We start from the raw sequence: 16171 nt of genomic DNA on the forward strand, positions 1-16171 counted from the left end.
CGGCCGCCGGTGCCCGATCGACCGATTTCTGGGAGACCCCGTGCTCGAACGCGTCACCGTCCCCGCGCTCTTCCCGCCGCCCACCTACTCGCACGCCACCGTCGTCGAAGCCGGTACGAAGCTCGCCTTTCTCGCCGGGGCGGTTCCGCTCGACATCGACGGCAAGGTGGTCGGCGTGGGGGACGCGGTGCGGCAGGCCGAGCAGGTGGTGGTGAATCTCGGGGAGCAACTGCGGGCGGTCGGGAGCGACTTGGGGCATGTCGTCGCGACGGACGTGTACGTCGTGAGCAGCGAGCCCTCGGTGTTGTCCGCCGTGTGGGAGGTGGTCGAGGCGTCCGGGCTCAGCGCGGGGCCGCATTCGTCCACGCTCGTCGGCGTGGCCTGCCTCGGGTACACCGGGCAACTCGTGGAGATCACGGCGACTGCCGTCGTACCGGAAGAAGCGCCGGCAGATGACGAGGTGGCCCAGTCGTGAACCCCGATTCCGAGGTCGTCGTCACGCTGCGGCGGGCGACCGCACCGGATGCGCGCCCCGCCGCCGATGTGTGGCTGCGTTCGTTCGCCGCCGCGCTGCCGACCGTCGTGAGTCCGCGGTCCGCCGACGACGTGCGGGACTACTTCCGGGACGTCGTCGTGCCGTTGCGGGAGATCTGGGTGGCCGACGCGGGGGACGGCGGTGGGATCGTGGGGCTGATGGTGATCAACGGGGATGAGGTGTCGCAGCTGTATCTCGAACCTGCCTGGCGCGGGCGGGGGCTCGGGGACCGGTTCGTCGGGCTCGCGAAGGAGCGGAGTCCGGAGGGGCTGCACCTGTGGACGTTCCAGGTGAACAAGCCCGCCCACCGGTTCTACGAGCGGCACGGCTTCGTCGCCGTCGAGTTCACGGACGGCAGCACCAACGAGGAGCGCGAGCCGGACGTGCGGTATGTGTGGGAGCCCAAGCCGTAAGCCAAGAGCCGTAGGCCACGAGCCGTGGGCCACAAGTCGTGAGTCAGGGGCGGGCGTTGCTGGCCAGTTCGAGGGCGTTCGCCGGCCACCACTGGCCTGCCGCCGGGCCGCCTCGGCAGGTGCCGTCGGACTCGCCGGGGCGTTTGATCCACAGGTAGGCGTCGAGGAGCGGGTTGTCCGTGCGGGTCGTCGGCGGGGTGCCGAGGGCGCGGCCGGGTGGATTGCACCACGCGTCGGTGCCGGTGTAGGGGCCGTTGCCGTTGCGGCTGGTGTCGATGACGTAGTGCTTGCCGGCGAGGTCTTTGGAGAGTTGGTCGCCGTACGTCGAACTCGCGTTGTTCGTCTGGTAGTTGGAGACGTTCAGGGCGACGCCGTCGGCTCGGGCGACCCCGGACGCCTTGAGCGCGGCGACCAGTCGCCGGGCCTCGGGGATCCAGCTGGAGTTGCCCGCGTCGACGTAGACGTGGGTGTGCGGTTGGCGTTTGAGGCGGTCCACGGCGTGGGCGAGCAGTGCGTAGCGTTCGCTCGGCATGACCCGGGTGCAGCCGGCGACCACCTGGGCGACCGCGTCCGGTTCGACGATCACGTAGGCGCCCCGGTCGCCGAGGGCGGTCGCGAACTCGTCGATCCAGGTGCGGTAGGCCGCCGCGGTGGGGGCGCCGCCGAGGGAGTACTGGCCGCAGTCCCGGTTCGGGATGTAGTACGCGACGAGTACGGCGACGCGGCCGGCCTGGGCGGCGGCGGTGGTGCGGGCGCGGACGACCGGGCCAGGGTCGGGTCCGTTGAGCCACTCGGCCTCGGGTCTGGCGGCGATGCGGTCCATCAGCGTGGCGTCGGCTGTCCGGCCGGCCTCGCGCCAGGCGGCTGCCTGCTGTGCGGCTCGGGAGTCGGGGGCGGTCCAGAACGGTTCCGGTACGTCGCGTGTCGCCCCGGCGCAGCAGAGTCCTGCCAGGAGGGTGACGAGGAGGGCTCGGCGTACCGGGGTGGGCAACGTGGCTCCGTTCCTGCCGCGCGGGGTGGCTGGGCGGCGGCTTGTCCTTCCCGGAGTTTGCGGGGCGCTCGGGGTTGGTCCGGTGCGTGACCTGGTAGGGCGGGGGAAGATCACCCCTACGGGGGTGCGGTGCGGCGAGGGGTACGGCGCGATAGGGGGTGCCGGGATCTGTCGTTGCGCGGCTGCAGCGCCGTCGTGGCTGGTCGCGCAGTTCCCCGCGCCCCTTAAAAACGCCTCGGCTGGTCCGGCCTTCAGGGCGCGGGTCGGTCAGAGGCGGTGGGGCAGCGGCTTTTAGGGGCGCGAGGAACTGCGCGAGCAACCCCCACGCACCCGCACTCTGAACTCGACCCAGCAGCCCCGACCAACCGCGCACTCAGAAACCCTGCCTCCACACCCCGGACCACCCCACACCCCCTCAGCACCCCCGCCCCCACCCCCTCCTCTTCACCACCGGCCTCGCGAAACTCCCCGTCCTGCTCGTCCTCAGTCCCAACCCCACCAGCGACTCAGCAAGCTTCACCGCCGCCCCGACCCCGTCCACCACCGGCAACCCCAGCTTCTCCCCCACCACCCGCTGCAACCCCGTCATCCCGGCACACCCCAGCACCAACACCTCGGCCCCCGCCGCGCACACCCGTTCCGCGGCCGCGAGGAACGCCGCCTCCGTGCGGGCGTCGTCGTCGCCGAGGTCGAGGACGCTCAGCCCCGTCCCCACCACCCCCGCGCAGTTCCGGCCCACCCCCGCCAGCTCCAGGCTGTCCTCGATCTGGCCGCAGGACCGTTCCAGCGTGGTGACGACGCCGTAGCGGCGGCCCAGCAGACAGGCCAGGTGGGCGGCCGCCTCGGTGATGTCGACGACCGGTACGTCCACCAACTCCCGCACGCCTTCCCGCCCGTGCTCCCCGAAGCCGGCCATGACGACGGCGTCGTACGCGGGGCCCTCGTACGTCCGGAGCAGGTCCATGACGGCCGCCGCCGAGAGGTAACTGTCGAGCCAGCCCTCCGCGGACTCGGGGCCCCACGCCGGGGTCAGGCCGGTCACGGTGGTGCCCGGGCCTGCCGCGGCCCGGGCACCTCGTACGATCTCCTCGGTCATCTCCTGCGTGGTGTTGCAGTTGGTGACGACGATGCGCACGCTGGTCAGACCTCCAGCGGCTCGGGAGCGGGCTCGGCGGCGGCTCGGTCGGTGCGGCAGATCAGTACGTACAGGCCCGCGCCCAGTGCCGTACCGATGAACCACGAGTACGGGGCCACGTCGCTGAACGTCTTCACCAGCGCGAGCACCGCCGCGACCGCCGCCGAGGGCAGGAACGCCCACAGGGCCTTGGGGTTGACGCCCTTCCGGTAGTAGTAGCGGGAGCCGGGGGTCGCGTCGAAGAGTTCCTGTACGTCGACCCGGCCGCGCTTCACCCAGTAGTAGTCGACCATGATCACGCCGAACAGCGGGCCCAGGAAGGCGCCGAGGCCGCCGAGGAAGTAGTTGACGACCGTCGGGTTGGAGAAGAGGTTCCACGGGGTGACGACCAGCGCGGCGACCGTGCTGATCATGCCGCCGATCTTGAAGGTGATCTTCTGCGGCCAGACGTTGGCCAGGTCGTACGCCGGTGAGACGAAGTTGGCGACGATGTTGACGCCCATGGTGGCGACGGCGAACGTGAACGCGCCCAGCACCATCACCCAGGTGTTGCCGACCTTGGCGACCAACTCCGCCGGATCCGTGATGGCTTGGCCCCAGACCTCCAGCGAACCGGCCGTCACGATCACCGAAACGACCACGAACGCCGTGGAGTTGATGGGCAGGCCCCAGAAGTTGCCGCGGCGGACGGTCTTGTAGTCCGGCGCGAAGCGGGAGAAGTCGCAGAAGTTGAGCATCAGCGTGCCGTAGGTCGCGAGGATCAGCCCGATCGCGCCGAACCACTGCCGCCACTGCTCGCCGAACGAGACCGGGTGCGGGGTCGAGGTGAGGGAGATCGACCAACCGGCCTTCGCCAGCACCCAGATGGCCAGCGCGATCATCACCAGCCAGATCGCCGGGCCGCAGAAGTCCTGGAACTTCCGTACGGATTCCATGCCCTGACTGATGATCACCGCCTGGATCAGCCACAGCGACACGAAGGAGACCCAGCCGAGGGCGTCAAGTCCCAGGAAGGAGTGGTGAGTCCAGGATTCCAGGCCCGGCCACGCGGCCAGCAGCATCACGTTGACGGCGACGGACGCGAGGTAGGTCTGGATGCCGTACCACATGATGGCGATCACGGCCCGGATGAGGGCCGGGATGTTCGCGCCCCACACGCCGAAGCTGATGCGGCTGACGACCGGGAACGGGACGCCGTGGGCCTGCCCGATCCTCCCCATCCAGTTCATGCCGACGTAGATGAGCACGAAGCCGACGAGCAGGGAGGTGAAGACCTGCCAGACGTTCATGCCGAGGACCAACAGGCCCGCGGCGAACGTGTAGTTGCCGAGGTTGTGGACGTCGGACATCCACATGGCGAAGAGGTCGAAGACCTTCCAGTTCCGCTTGTCGGCGGGAGCGAGGTCTTCGTTGGTGAGCCGGGGGTCGGGGACGAACGCTGGTGTGCCGGTGGCTTCGGCACTGTCGGCGAGGGACACGGGGCCTCCAGGGCAAGGGGACGGAGGGCGGCGACCGTTTGGTATACCAAACTGCGGTCATGGTCCCGCCGTCAAGCATTCCGACCGATGTCACGATTGTTAACGCTCGGTAAAAGACCCCCGGAGTCGGAGAAGATTGCTCCATGAGCTCCATGACGAAGATCGAACCCCTGGGCGCGGTCCGCGAGCGCGTCCTGGCGAACCTGCGCCAGGAGATCATCGCGGGCCGCCTCGGACCGGGCGACCGGCTGGTCGAGCGCGAGCTCGCCGAGCGGTTCGGCGTCTCCCGGGTGCCGGTCCGCGAGGCGATCCGCGCGCTGGTCGCCGAAGGGTTCGTCCACTTCGAGACTCCGCGCCGCACGGTCGTACGCCGTCTCACCCCGAACGACGTGCGGGAACTCTTCGAACTGCGCGAGGCTCTGGAGGTCTACGCGGCCGGGCTCGCCGCGTCCCGCGCGACACCGGAGGAACTGGCCGAGGTGGAGGAACTCCTCGACCGCGCGGCCGCCGCGACCGAGGCCGGGGACGCCGAGGTGATCACCGACATCAACAGCCGCCTGCACGACAGCATCGTGGCGATAGCGGGCAACACGCAGCTGACCGCCGCCCTGGAACCGGTCGCCGGCCGACTGCGCTGGATGACCCGACGGAACGAGGAGTGGCCTCAACTCCTCGTGGAACACCGCGAGTTGTACGAGGCGATCGCATCCGGCGACCCGGCCCGCGCCCGCGCGCACGCACTGGCCCACGTGCGGACCAACTATCGTTCCACGGTCCGGCATCTGTTCGGGGACGCGCAGCCGTAGGCAAGGGGAGAGAACATGGTCAGCAGACGTGGCCTGTTGGGCGGAGCCGCCGCCTTCGTGGGCGTCGGCGTGGCGCAGGGGGCGGGGGTGGCCGTGGCGGACGTGGCGCTGGACACTCCGTTCACGCCGGTCGGCACACCACATCTGGCGCAGGCCGAGCAACTGGTGGGATATCAGCGGCTGTTGGCGGCCGGGTATCTGACAAGTGGACTGGTGGGGCACTGGGCGCTGGACGGCTCGGGTACCGACCGTTCCGGCCACGAGCACCCCGTCACGCTCGGCTCCGGCGCGACTTGGACGGCACTGCGGGCGGGCGGCGAGCTGAGTCTCGACGGGACGTCCGGGGCGTACGCGACCACCGACTCCGTCCTGGACACGACACTTCCCTTCACCGTCTCGGCGTGGGTCCGCCTGGCGAGCGACGCCGACCCGGCGACCATGTACACGGCGGTGAGCCAGGACGGGACGACCACCAGCCGCTTCCTCCTCCAGTACGACAACACCGTCTCCACCTGGGCCTTCAAGGTCCGCAGCGAGGACCAGAGCAGCAAGGTGTCGGCCGTCGCGACGTCACCGGCGGCCCTCGGCGTCTGGACCCACCTCGCCGGCGTCTGGGACGGCACGCAGATCCGGCTGTACGTCGACGGGCAGCCGCAGGGCAGCGCCGCGACCACCACCCTGTCCTGGGCCGCGGCCTCCGGCTTCTCCCTAGGCCGGGCCCGCTTCGACGGCGCGCCCGTCAACCGGTTCAAGGGCGCGATCGACGACATACGGGCGTACGGCCGCGCCCTGACGGCCGACGAGATCGCCCTGGTCAGCGGCCGTACGGCCCGCCTGAACAACGTCTATCGGACGGACCCGGGCGCCACCCTCACCTGGGGTACGCCCGACGACCCGGCGAGCTGGGTGGCCCGCGCCCGCTGCGCGTCCTTCGTCACCGGCGTCCTCAAGCACACCTACGGCTGGGCGAGCGACGACTACTTCCTCCAGTACTTCCAGGAGAAGGTCCCGGAGGCCGCCGACTACTGCGCGGCGTTCCTGAACGGCACCGCCGGCCCCCGCTTCCAGCGCGTCCGCAAGGTCGCCGACCTCCAGCCGGGCGACATCATCGCCGTCGACTACAAGGGCAGCGACCCCGACAACACCGGCCACATCGTCATGGTCCGCGAGGTCGAGGGCGTCTTCAGCGGCACCGCCGACTTCACCGGCGAGACCCAGTACGCCGTCGAGATCGTCGACTGCACCTCCGACCCGCACGGCGTCTACGCCCTGACCAACTACCCCAAGTATCCGGACACCCGCATGGTCGGCAACGTCACCGGCGAGAACCTCCAGGGCGTCGGCATCGGCCACATGATGTTCTACGCCTCCGACACCACGGGCGAGTTCTCGCGGTACCGGTGGAGCGTCAACTCGTCGAAGAGCACCGGGACTTACGACGTGACGGCCCGACCGGTGGCCGCGGCGCGCGTCGGCTGACCAACTGGGCTAGCGGCGGGCGTACTTGTCCGTCGCCGCCACCAGCGCCTCCGCGACGCCGGGCGCGCTCGCGTTGTGCCCGGCTTCGTCCACGATCACCAACTCGCTGCCGGGCCAGGCGTGATGGAGCCGCCAGACGACACCGAGGAGGTTGCCGAGGTCGAGGCTGCCCTGGACGAGGGTGCCGGGGATGTCCTTGAGGAGGGGCGCTTCCCGCAGCACGACGCCCTCCTCATTTCCTTCTCCGAGGAAGTGGTCGTTGCCGAAGTAGTGCGTGACGGTCCGCGCGAAGCACATCCTGAACTCCGGGTCCTCGTACCGCTTTTCGGAGCGCGGCGGCGCCGGGACGATCGCCGTCTCCCAGTCCGTCCAGGCGCGTGCGGCCCGCTCCCGCACCGCCCGGTCGGGCGACTCGATGAGCCGGTTGTAGGCGGCGGCGAGGTTCCCTTCGCGCTCCTCGGCGGGGAGTCCGGAGACGAACGCCGCGAACGCCCCCGGGAAGAGCTTCCCAAGCCCCCTGGTCAGCAGGGCGACTTCGGGATCGGACCCGGTGGCGACACAGGTCAGCACCAGCTCCGACACCACACCCGGATGCGTCTGCGCGTATCGCAGCCCGAGCACCGACCCCCACGACGCGCCCCACACCAGCCACCGTTCGATCCCCAACTCCCGCCGCAGCAGCTCCAGATCGGCGATGAGGTGGGCCGTCGTGTTCACGCTCATGTCGGTGTCGTACGCACTCGCGTGCGGCGTCGAACGTCCGCACCCGCGCTGGTCGAGCAGCACGATCCGGTACACGGCGGGGTCGAAGTACCGCCGGGGGTAAGGGGAACAGCCCGACCCCGGGCCGCCGTGCAGCACGACCGCGGGCTTGCCGTGCGGGTTGCCGCAGGTCTCCCAGTAGACGTGGTTGCCGTCGCCGACGTCGAGCATGCCGTGGTCGTACGGTTCGATCTCCGGATACAGGCCCATCCTGCGACCCTAACCTCGCTACGGTCCCGGCGTCCCCGGCCTCGCTACGGCGCGGTCGGCAGCCCAGCCGCCCCGGCCGCCGTACTCAGGACGTCCCGCAGCATCGCGGGGGTGAGTTTGCCGGTGAAGGTGTTGCGCTGGCTGACGTGGAAGCAGCCGAAAAGGTCGAGTCCGTCGAGGGAGACCTGTGTCCCGTGCCCGAACGCGGGCCGTGGGCGCGGGACTTGCCACCCCGCCGCCGCGAACGCCGGCAGCGCCGCCTGCCAGCCGAAGGCGCCGAGGACGACCACGGCCCTCAACGTCGGCCGCAGCAGGGTGAGTTCCTCGACGAGCCAGGAACGGCAGGTGTCGCGTTCCTCGGGGGTGGGCTTGTTGGCGGGCGGGGCGCAGCGCACCGGTGAGGTGATGCGCACGCCGTACAGCTCCAGGCCGTCGTCGGCGCTCACGGCGGTCGGCTGCGAGGCGAGGCCGATGTCGTAGAGGGCCTCGTACAGGACGTCCCCGGAGCGGTCGCCGGTGAACATGCGGCCGGTGCGGTTGGCGCCGTGCGCGGCCGGGGCGAGTCCGATGATCAGGAGCGACGCGTCGGCGGGGCCGAAGCCGGGCACCGGGCGGCCCCAGTACGTCCAGTCGGCGAAGGCGGCGCGTTTGGTGCGGGCGACCTCCTCCCGCCAGGCGACCAGGCGGGGGCAGGCCCGGCAGCCGGCGATCCGGTGATCGAGGTCGGACAGGTTCATGCGGCCACCGTATGTGCCCTCACCGTGCGGGCTCGGGTGAGGATCGCGAAAGCCGCGCCCGCGCCTCCTGGGACGCGGGCCGCGAGGGAGCCCCCTCAGGTCGGCGGCCGAAACCCGCCGGAGGCGCCCACCCCGGGGTACTAAAGTCGAGGCATGGCTTCAGAGGGCGCGGACGAGACCCACGGCGACCAAGGAACCGGCGCGACCACGACGAGCCGGAACTCCGACGCGCCCCAGAACCCTGCCGCTGAGGCGCAGAGCGACGCCGTGGCCGCCGCCAAGGCCGCCAGTCCGGTCAACGGTGAGAGCGTCCGCGTCGACAGTTGGATCTGGTCGGTCCGTCTGGTCAAGACCCGTTCCATGGGTGCCGCCGCCTGCAAGGGCGGCCACGTCCGTGTCAACGGTGAGCGGGTGAAGCCCGCCCACTCCGTCCACGTCGGCGACGAGGTGCGCCTCCGGCACGAGGGCCACGAGCGTGTCGTCATCGTGAAGCAGGTCATCCGCAAACGGGTCGGCCCTCCGGTCGCCGTCCAGTGCTACGTGGACAACTCCCCGCCGCCCCCGCCCCGCGAGGCCGTCGCCCCGGCCGGCATCCGCGACCGCGGCACCGGCCGCCCCACCAAACGCGACCGCCGCGACCTTGAACGCCTGCGCGGCATCCCCGGCGCCGGCCTCGACCCCGCCGCCGCTCCCGATACTCACCGGGACCGGGACACCCGCCGCGACGCGCGTCGCGGTACCCGTCGCGACCCGCAAAGATGACAACTGGTCCCAGCTCCGGCACCACCGCTCCCGATATCCCCCGGGACCACGACACGCAACGGTGACATCCGGCCCGGGCCCCTCGGCCCACCGGACGCCACCGTCACCCCGTGCTCAGCGACAGCCATAGGCACGCACAGCCGTCGCCGCCAGCCGTATCGCACGGATCACGCCCGTCGTCGTACCACTCGCAGCAGCTCCGCGTTCTGCCCCCGCCGTGCCCAGGCGATCAGGGCCAGCGGGATGATCAGGATGAGCGGTGTCGCCGCGTTCTCACCGTGGAACGCGGTCATCTGCACGACGAACGCACCCACCATCAGCGCGCTGAGCGCCGTCGCCGCCACCGACTGCAGCAGCGGGACCAACAGCCCGACAGCACCGGCCAGTTCGAGCGCGCCGATCGTGTACATGGCCCCGCTGCCCCAGCCGATCTTGTCGAAGGACTCCACGGCCGAGGAGTTCGCAATCAGCTTGGGCAGCGCGCTCGCGACGCCGTAGAACAGGGCGAGCAGCACTTGGAGGGCGCGCAGCGCGATCCGGGCACGGCGACCGCGGGTGGTCGCGGACGCGGGGGCCAGGGAGTTGGCGGACGCGGCGGAGGCTACGGAAGCGGTGGTCTCGGACATGAGGTTCTCCTGTGGGAAGCGGTGGGAGCGCTGGGAAGCGGTCCGTGTTGCTGTCACAGGGGTAGACCGGCTCTCGTCCTCGAACTCATCGCCGCCGCACCCGATTTCCTCGGCTAATCCGCTGCCTCTGCCTCTTCGTCTCCCTCTGCCACCGCCACCGCCACCGCCCTCACCCATATCCGGTCCGGTGTCAGATAGCTGTCCACCTTCAGTCCCGCCTCCGCCAGCGCCTCCTCGAACTGGTCCCTCGTCAACGGCCGGGACAGGAACGTCTGGGTCCAGACCGCGTCCGGAAACACATACTCCGCACGCACCGAGTCGACCCCGTCCCCGACCGGCTCCGCCGACACCATCCGCACGGTGAAGCCACTGGGGTCGATCCGCTCGCGCGGCAGGTTCGTGTGGTAGTCCTCGCCCTCCCGCTGGATCAGCACGCAGCCGCCGGGCGCGACATGCCGGACGCAGGTCCGCAGCAGTCCGCGCCGCACCTCGATGTCCCCGGCGTGCACCAGGAACGACGCGAGCATCACCACGTCGAAGGTCTCGCCCAGATCGAGGTTCTCGATCGGGCTGCATATCGTGCGCGCGCCCTTGACCCGCTCCAGCATCTCGGCGGACTCGTCGACCGCCGTGACAGTAAACCCGCGCTCCAGGAGGGGGTGGGTCATCCGTCCCACCCCGCTGCCCAGCTCCAGGATGCGCGCGCCCGCCGGCACGGCCGCGGCGATGATGTCCGGCTCCTGGCCGATCGACAGCCGAGAGTACAGCTCGACCGCGCAGCCGTCCGGAGTGATCGCCCCGGGTCCTGTCCCCTCGTACCCCTCACGCATTTCGATTCGCATGCCCGTCCAACGGTCCGCGTCCGCACGTCCGTTCCCGACTCGCACTGGTTCACCCGTACGAGTCAATTCCCTTCAGGCAGGCAACTGTTGGCAGCTGTTGGAGGTCGGAGCCGAGCCTGGATCAGAGCGGAAACCACCCGTGCCCGATGTACCAGTGCCCGCCCTCCCGCAGATGGTCCCCGACGGCCCGCTCCACCGACGTACCCCGCGGCAGGCTCTCCACCGGCAGATCGGGATGCCCGAAGACGAACTGGACGGGCTCGGTGTCGGCCGGCTCCGTGTCCTCGCGGATCACTAGGAACCGTTCCTGGAAGCGGACGATGTTGGAGTCGGCGGAGAGGCACCGCTTCAACTGCGGGTCGAGCAGCCAGGAGTGGCAGGTCGCGACCTCGTGGCGCTCCTCGGGGAAGTGCCGGGCGAAGAACGCGCGGGCCAGTTCCAGCGAGCGGTCGCACGCGGCCGGGGTGAGCGGCCCGGAGAAGTCGGGGATGTGCAGGTTCAGGCAGGGCGCCCCCCGCACCGCGTCCAGCCCGGCCGCCGTGAGCGCCTGCGCGCTGCGCTCACCGAGCCGCGACCGCTCGAACTGTAGCCGTCCCAGCTGGTACAGCTCGCCGCGGAAGTGCGGGACGAGCCACTGCGGGAACGGCAGCCCTGCCCCGCCGAACCGTCTGTGGTGCACCGCGATGTTGCGTCCCAGGTCGGCGAGGGTGCGCCGGGAGACGTCGGCGGGGACGCCGCGTTCGCGGTGGTACGCGCGCGTGGAGGGCAGTGCGGCGACGAACACGTAGACGGAGAAACAGGCGCCGATCTCGGGCGGGGCCTCGGGCAGCCGGGCCAGGAGCAGCTCGGTGAGCCGGGTCCAGTGGCCGTGCTCCCCGATGTCCTTGACCAGTTCGCCGACGCACTCCTCCAGGAGTCGCATCGCGTCGGTGTCCCGCGCCAACACCCGGTGCAGTCGCACCAGTTCGTTGATGTCCTCATGGGGTACGGCGAGGTCGAGCAGGACCTCGGGCAGTTCGTCGGCGTCCGGCAGCACGATGCGCTTCCCCTCCCTGTGGAGCCCTGTGGAGAACGTCCGAGCCGAAGAGTACGTTGCAAGGAGGAGTAGTGATCCTGATGCGTACAGGCAGTGAGCCCACGACCGCGCGCAGTCCGCTACGGACGCGGTTCTGGCTGAGCGTGTGGGGGCTGGTCTGGACGATCTTCGGCACGGTCGCGTTCGCGATCGCCGGTCGCCCCGGGTGGGCGGCGGCCTGCGCGGTGCTGTGGCTGATCGTCACGATCGACATGACCATGATCCTCAGACACATGCGCCAGGGCCCGCACTACCAGCCGGGCCCGGACATCCCGCCGTACCGACCACCGGAGCACCGCCACCCCTGACCGGCGGAAGCGTGCCCCCGTGGGCATGCCCTCACAGGTGCACGCCTACAGGTATGCGTCTCCAGGAGCACGCCTACCCGTCGAAGCGGGCCGCCTTCAGGTACTGCGGTTTCGGGTCGAGCGCGGCGGCCAGCCTGAAGTGGCGTTTGGCCTGGTCCGCGCGGCCCTGTCGCTCGTAGGTGCGGGCGAGCGCGAAGTGCGCGAAGGCGTTGTCCGGCTCGCGCTCCAGGACGATGGTGAACTCCAGCTCGGCTGGGCGCAGTTGCGCGGCCGCGAAGAAGGCACGCGCGCGCAGCAGCCGCGCGGCGGTGTTCTCCGGGTGCGCGTCGATGACGCGGTCGAGCAGCTTCACCGCGCCCCGCGGGTCCCGCGCGTCGAGCAACTGCTCGGCGGCACGGAAGTCGATGACATGCGTCTCCGGAGTACGTCCGGTCGTTCCGCTGTTCTCGGGCACGGCAAAGTCCTTCCCTCACTCGGACGTTTCAACGCCCGGAGAAAGGGCCGCTATTCCTGAGGGGGCTGCTGGGGCGCATGCGCCCTGCGCACGAGTTCGGCCCATACGTCCCGTACGCGCCGCTCCAGCGCCTCCAGGGGTACGTCGTTGTCGATGACGATGTCCGCGATGGCGAGCCGCTTCTCGCGCGTCGCCTGGGCGGCCATACGCGCGCGTGCGTCGTCCTCGGTCATGCCCCGCAGCCGGACCAGCCGGTCGAGCTGGGTCTCGGGGCTCGCGTCGACGACGATCACCAGGTCGTACAGCGCGGCGAGGGCGTTCTCGGCGAGGAGGGGGACGTCGTGGATCACTACGGAGTCGTCGGCCGCGGCCGTTTCGAGCTCGCGGGAGCGCCTGCCGACCAGGGGGTGCACGATCTCGTTGAGGACGGCCAGCTTCTCGGGGTCGGCGAAGACGATGGAGCCCAGCTTCGGCCGGTCCAGTCCGCCGTCCTCGGCGAGCACGTCCTCCCCGAAGGCCTCGACGACCGCCGCGAGCCCGGGAGTTCCAGGCGCGACGACCTCGCGCGCGATGCGGTCGGCGTCGATCAGCACGGCGCCGTACCCCACGAGCAGTCGCGACACTTCACTCTTACCGGCACCGATGCCCCCGGTGAGGCCGACCTTCAGCATGAACCGAAGCCTACGGCCTGTCACTGACAGGGCACGCGGCGACCGTCGGCAACCGCTCCGTTGCCGTCCTCGCCCTAGTTGTCGCCCTCGCGCTCCGCCAGGAAGCGCTCGAACTCCTGCCCGATCTCGTCCGCGGACGGGATGTCGACCGGCTCGGCGAGCATGTTGCCGCGGCTCTCGGCGCCCGCGGCGGCGTCGTACTGGTGCTCCAGGCCCTGGACGAGCGCCACGAGCTCCTCGTCGCCCTCCTGGATCTGGCGGTCGATCTCGGTCTGGGTGCGGTGGGCCTCGGTGCGCAGGGAGTGCGCGATGCCCGGGAGGACCAGTCCGGTGCCCGCCGTGATGGCCTCCAGGACGGTCAGGGCCGCGTCCGGGTACGGGGACCGGGCGATGTAGTGCGGGACGTGCGCGGCGACGCCCAGGACGTCGTGACCGGCCTCCATGAGGCGGTACTCGACGAGCGCCTCGGCACTGCCGGGGACCTGCGCCTCGTCGAAGGGGCTGCGGTGCCCGGGGACGAGGTCGTTGCGGTTGCCGTGCGGGGTGACGCCGACGGGCCGGGTGTGCGGGACGCCCATGGGGATGCCGTGGAAGTTCACGGACAGGCGGACGCCGAGCCGCTCCACGATCTGCTGGACGGCCGCGGCGAAGCGCTCCCACTCCACGTCCGGCTCGGGGCCGGAGAGCAGCAGGAAGGGCGCTCCGGTGGCGTCCTGGACCAGCCGTACGTCGAGGGTGGGCTCCTCGTAGTCGGTCCACCGGTCCCGCTTGAAGGTGAGCAGCGGGCGGCGGGCTCGGTAGTCGACGAGCCGGTCGTGGTCGAAGGTGGCGACGAGCTGGTGGGGCAACGTATCGAGCAGACGTTCGACGATCTGGTCGCCTGTCTCGCCCGCGTCGATGTATCCGTCGAAGTGGTAGAGCATGACAAGACCGGCCGACTCCTGTGCGAGCGCCATGTCGACGACTGCCAGGCCCTTCGGCTCCCATGCGTACAAACCCTGCGGATCAAGCACAGTGACCGCTCCTCCTCGTGTTCGTACTGCACAACGCCCTCCAGGGCATGGGCATTCCCGCCCATGCCCCTGATCAGGCACCTCTTACGGGCTTTTCATGCGCCGCTCCCGTGTGTCACCGGGAGAGTGTCCACGTCACGAGGACAGCACGCGCGCGTGGAGTGCGGTCACGGCCTTGCGGGCGGAGGAGAACGCGCCGTGCTGCCAGGCGTCGGTGTAGGTGAGCCAGTCGCCGGCGAAGTAGACGCGTCCGGTGGGGTCGTTGAGCGGCTTGTAGCGGACGTCGTCGGGGCCACCGGGGGTGTCGTGCCACGCGGCCTCCAGGTGGGGCGTCTGACGCCAGTGGTGGGAGAAGGACGATGCCAGTTCGGTGCGGTACTTCTCCCCGTAGATCTTCACGCCTGCGGCCACCGCCCGCTCTTCGCGCCCCTTGGGGGTGAGCTTCGCGTAGGAGTCCGCGTTGTCGTCGTAGTTGTAGTACCCGATCAGGACACCCCGCTCACCGTGGAAGCCGTACGAAGGGTGCCAGATGTGGGTGACGTCCTGGTCGGTCTCGGTGATACCGCCGTAGATCCGGTGATCGAGCTCCCACCAACGGGACTTGTACTCCAGGCCGATCTTCGCGGCGGACGACGGGGTGATCGCCTCCAGCGCGGTCTGGACGCCGGCGCCGAGGTTGTGCGGGATCTTGGCGAGGATGTTGGGCGGCAGGGCGCCGACGCAGTAGTCGGCGTCGACCACCTTCGTCCGGCCGCCCTGGGTGTAAGTGACGGAAACGCCACTCCCCTTGTCGGTGATTTTCGAGACGACCGCCCCGGTACGGATGCGATGGGCGCCGATCGCCCGGGTGAGGGCCTTCGGTATCTGGTCCATGCCGCCGACCGGCTGGAACATCAGCATGGCCTGGTCGAAGCCGAATTCGAAGGAGAAGTAGCGTCCGACACCGCTGGCGAAGACCTCGGAGGCGGTGGGCACGTCCCCCAGCAGCACACCAGGGGTACCCGCGGCGGCCGGAACGGTCGAGTACCCGCGGAAGTCACCGCCCTTGTAGTCCAGCGTGTCCCCGAGCTCTCCCCAGCCCTTGAGGAACTCGACGAGCCTCTCCTGGTCGGTGGCGGTCAACTCCTTGTCCAGAGCGCCCTTGTCGGTGGCCTTGGCGAGCAACTCCGAGACATAGCCGTAGACATCGGCCTTGGCGGTGCGGTAGCGCTCGGGCTTGGTCATGCCGGTGGACTCGTTGTAGATGTACGCGTCCGCGTTGACGTTGGTGAACACCTCGATGGGGACGCCGAGTTCACGGCAGTAGTCGAGGGTGACCATCCACTGCGGGATCCGCGCGGGGCCGCAGTTCATGTAGTGGCCGTCGGCGAAGCGGGCGGTCTGCCGGTTGCCGTAGAGGTCGGTCGTGGTGTCGCCGCCGCGGGCGGTGAAGTTACGGCCGCCGGTACGGTCCCTGGCCTCCAGGATCGTACAGTCGTAGCCGGCCTTGCCCAGTTCGTACGCCGTGGTCAGCCCGGCGATGCCACCGCCGACGATGACGACCTTCGCCGCACCGCGTCCGGTGAGGTGGAAGTCCCCGGCACTCAGGGCGCGGAAGGGCTGCTCCCGCTGGGCGGCCTGCGCGGTGGGGGCGAGCCCGAGGGCTCCCATGGTGGCGAACATCGTGCCCGCGCCACCGGTGAGACCCACGTTCCGCAGAAATGCACGTCGGCTCTGGTTCCTTGCCATTGTCCGGCTCCCCTTCTCCGATCATGAATGACCGAGGCAGGGTCCCAACAGCCGGTTACGGCACGGCAGTTACGGATGTATCCCGCACGTTTCTGCAAGGCCGAGGAAACGCGCCCTCTAGGGGCGCGGGGAACTGCGCGATCAAC

The 16171-nt window shown here is 70.1% G+C and carries 18 protein-coding genes; 6 read left to right on the plus strand and 12 right to left on the minus strand.

Features of this window, described 5'->3' with window-relative positions; translation table 11 throughout:
• Nucleotides 1-40 precede the first annotated feature (40 nt).
• Nucleotides 41-475, plus strand: a complete 435-nt coding sequence (locus ACGFY9_RS08685; protein WP_393753017.1) for a RidA family protein — start codon at nucleotides 41-43, stop codon at nucleotides 473-475.
• Nucleotides 472-948 carry a GNAT family N-acetyltransferase gene (locus tag ACGFY9_RS08690; RefSeq protein ID WP_393753018.1) on the plus strand — a complete coding sequence of 159 codons (477 nt, stop codon included), beginning with the start codon at nucleotides 472-474 and terminating at the stop codon, nucleotides 946-948. Before ACGFY9_RS08685 ends, ACGFY9_RS08690 begins: the two co-directional genes overlap by 4 nt.
• Nucleotides 949-991: 43 nt before the next feature.
• Here the strand turns inward: ACGFY9_RS08690 and ACGFY9_RS08695 are convergent, their stop codons facing one another.
• From ACGFY9_RS08695 to ACGFY9_RS08705, 3 genes are all read right to left on the minus strand, one after another.
• Nucleotides 992-1939, minus strand: a complete 948-nt coding sequence (locus ACGFY9_RS08695; protein ID WP_393753019.1) for a glycoside hydrolase family 6 protein — start codon at nucleotides 1937-1939, stop codon at nucleotides 992-994.
• A gap of 415 nt (nucleotides 1940-2354) precedes the next feature.
• The gene (locus ACGFY9_RS08700; protein WP_393753020.1) at nucleotides 2355-3074 is read right to left on the minus strand and encodes an aspartate/glutamate racemase family protein; all 720 of its coding nucleotides are present in this window, start codon (nucleotides 3072-3074) and stop codon (nucleotides 2355-2357) included.
• Between the two features lie 5 nt (nucleotides 3075-3079).
• Nucleotides 3080-4552, minus strand: coding sequence for an NCS1 family nucleobase:cation symporter-1 (locus tag ACGFY9_RS08705; RefSeq protein ID WP_393753021.1), 1473 nt, complete (start codon nucleotides 4550-4552; stop codon nucleotides 3080-3082).
• Nucleotides 4553-4695: 143 nt separating this feature from the next.
• Between ACGFY9_RS08705 and ACGFY9_RS08710 the strand changes: the two genes are divergently transcribed.
• Together ACGFY9_RS08710 and ACGFY9_RS08715 are read left to right on the plus strand one after the other, a co-directional pair.
• Nucleotides 4696-5358 carry a GntR family transcriptional regulator gene (locus ACGFY9_RS08710; protein ID WP_393753022.1) on the plus strand — a complete coding sequence of 221 codons (663 nt, stop codon included), beginning with the start codon at nucleotides 4696-4698 and terminating at the stop codon, nucleotides 5356-5358.
• A 15-nt stretch (nucleotides 5359-5373) separates the two neighbouring features.
• A complete protein-coding gene (locus ACGFY9_RS08715; RefSeq protein ID WP_393753023.1) occupies nucleotides 5374-6837 on the plus strand; it encodes a LamG domain-containing protein in 1464 nt (487 codons plus the stop codon).
• Nucleotides 6838-6846: 9 nt separating this feature from the next.
• Here ACGFY9_RS08715 and pip read toward each other — a convergent pair whose 3' ends face one another.
• Complete coding sequence (pip, locus tag ACGFY9_RS08720) at nucleotides 6847-7809, minus strand: prolyl aminopeptidase (RefSeq protein WP_393753024.1); 963 nt, start codon at nucleotides 7807-7809, stop codon at nucleotides 6847-6849.
• 44 nt (nucleotides 7810-7853) lie between these two features.
• Nucleotides 7854-8546, minus strand: a complete 693-nt coding sequence (locus ACGFY9_RS08725) for a uracil-DNA glycosylase (RefSeq protein ID WP_393753025.1) — start codon at nucleotides 8544-8546, stop codon at nucleotides 7854-7856.
• Between the two features lie 153 nt (nucleotides 8547-8699).
• Between ACGFY9_RS08725 and ACGFY9_RS08730 the strand changes: the two genes are divergently transcribed.
• Nucleotides 8700-9308: an RNA-binding S4 domain-containing protein gene (locus tag ACGFY9_RS08730; RefSeq protein WP_393753026.1), complete on the plus strand. Its 609-nt coding sequence runs from the start codon at nucleotides 8700-8702 to the stop codon at nucleotides 9306-9308.
• A 167-nt stretch (nucleotides 9309-9475) separates the two neighbouring features.
• Here the strand turns inward: ACGFY9_RS08730 and ACGFY9_RS08735 are convergent, their stop codons facing one another.
• From ACGFY9_RS08735 to ACGFY9_RS08745, 3 genes are all read right to left on the minus strand, one after another.
• The gene (locus ACGFY9_RS08735; RefSeq protein WP_393753027.1) at nucleotides 9476-9934 is read right to left on the minus strand and encodes a DoxX family protein; all 459 of its coding nucleotides are present in this window, start codon (nucleotides 9932-9934) and stop codon (nucleotides 9476-9478) included.
• Nucleotides 9935-10047: 113 nt separating this feature from the next.
• The gene (locus tag ACGFY9_RS08740) at nucleotides 10048-10764 is read right to left on the minus strand and encodes a class I SAM-dependent methyltransferase (RefSeq protein WP_393753372.1); all 717 of its coding nucleotides are present in this window, start codon (nucleotides 10762-10764) and stop codon (nucleotides 10048-10050) included.
• A 133-nt stretch (nucleotides 10765-10897) separates the two neighbouring features.
• Entirely contained in the window at nucleotides 10898-11812 is a 915-nt protein-coding gene (locus ACGFY9_RS08745) for an acyltransferase domain-containing protein (protein ID WP_393753028.1), read from the minus strand.
• A gap of 80 nt (nucleotides 11813-11892) precedes the next feature.
• Here ACGFY9_RS08745 and ACGFY9_RS08750 point away from each other — a divergent pair, with 80 nt between their 5' ends.
• Entirely contained in the window at nucleotides 11893-12159 is a 267-nt protein-coding gene (locus ACGFY9_RS08750; protein WP_393753029.1) for a DUF6343 family protein, read from the plus strand.
• A 73-nt stretch (nucleotides 12160-12232) separates the two neighbouring features.
• On the opposite strand, the gene ACGFY9_RS08755 is transcribed toward ACGFY9_RS08750, so the two are convergent.
• The 4 genes from ACGFY9_RS08755 to ACGFY9_RS08770 all read right to left on the minus strand — a co-directional run bounded on the left by ACGFY9_RS08755 (nucleotide 12233) and on the right by ACGFY9_RS08770 (nucleotide 15959).
• Entirely contained in the window at nucleotides 12233-12613 is a 381-nt protein-coding gene (locus ACGFY9_RS08755) for a tetratricopeptide repeat protein (RefSeq protein WP_365307622.1), read from the minus strand.
• Between the two features lie 50 nt (nucleotides 12614-12663).
• On the minus strand, nucleotides 12664-13284 hold the full coding sequence (coaE, locus tag ACGFY9_RS08760; RefSeq protein WP_393753030.1) for a dephospho-CoA kinase: 621 nt from the start codon (nucleotides 13282-13284) through the stop codon (nucleotides 12664-12666).
• 74 nt (nucleotides 13285-13358) lie between these two features.
• On the minus strand, nucleotides 13359-14297 hold the full coding sequence (locus ACGFY9_RS08765) for a PAC2 family protein (RefSeq protein ID WP_366494142.1): 939 nt from the start codon (nucleotides 14295-14297) through the stop codon (nucleotides 13359-13361).
• A 135-nt stretch (nucleotides 14298-14432) separates the two neighbouring features.
• Nucleotides 14433-15959 carry a flavin monoamine oxidase family protein gene (locus tag ACGFY9_RS08770; RefSeq protein ID WP_393753373.1) on the minus strand — a complete coding sequence of 509 codons (1527 nt, stop codon included), beginning with the start codon at nucleotides 15957-15959 and terminating at the stop codon, nucleotides 14433-14435.
• Nucleotides 15960-16171 lie beyond the last annotated feature (212 nt).

Origin of the sequence: Streptomyces sp. NPDC048504 (assembly GCF_043200035.1) — a bacterium.
GTDB lineage: Bacteria > Actinomycetota > Actinomycetes > Streptomycetales > Streptomycetaceae > Streptomyces.

Excerpts from the sequence above, each read along its gene's own strand:
- ACGFY9_RS08710 (WP_393753022.1), top strand. The coding sequence starts at position 4,696 with ATGAGCTCCATGACGAAGATCGAACCCCTGGGCGCGGTCCGCGAGCGC.
- ACGFY9_RS08750 (WP_393753029.1), top strand. The coding sequence starts at position 11,893 with ATGCGTACAGGCAGTGAGCCCACGACCGCGCGCAGTCCGCTACGGACG.
- ACGFY9_RS08735 (WP_393753027.1), bottom strand. The coding sequence starts at position 9,934 with ATGTCCGAGACCACCGCTTCCGTAGCCTCCGCCGCGTCCGCCAACTCC.
- ACGFY9_RS08740 (WP_393753372.1), bottom strand. The coding sequence starts at position 10,764 with ATGCGTGAGGGGTACGAGGGGACAGGACCCGGGGCGATCACTCCGGAC.
- ACGFY9_RS08770 (WP_393753373.1), bottom strand. The coding sequence starts at position 15,959 with ATGTTCGCCACCATGGGAGCCCTCGGGCTCGCCCCCACCGCGCAGGCC.
- ACGFY9_RS08730 (WP_393753026.1), top strand. The coding sequence starts at position 8,700 with ATGGCTTCAGAGGGCGCGGACGAGACCCACGGCGACCAAGGAACCGGC.
- pip (WP_393753024.1), bottom strand. The coding sequence starts at position 7,809 with ATGGGCCTGTATCCGGAGATCGAACCGTACGACCACGGCATGCTCGAC.
- ACGFY9_RS08715 (WP_393753023.1), top strand. The coding sequence starts at position 5,374 with ATGGTCAGCAGACGTGGCCTGTTGGGCGGAGCCGCCGCCTTCGTGGGC.
- coaE (WP_393753030.1), bottom strand. The coding sequence starts at position 13,284 with ATGCTGAAGGTCGGCCTCACCGGGGGCATCGGTGCCGGTAAGAGTGAA.
- ACGFY9_RS08725 (WP_393753025.1), bottom strand. The coding sequence starts at position 8,546 with ATGAACCTGTCCGACCTCGATCACCGGATCGCCGGCTGCCGGGCCTGC.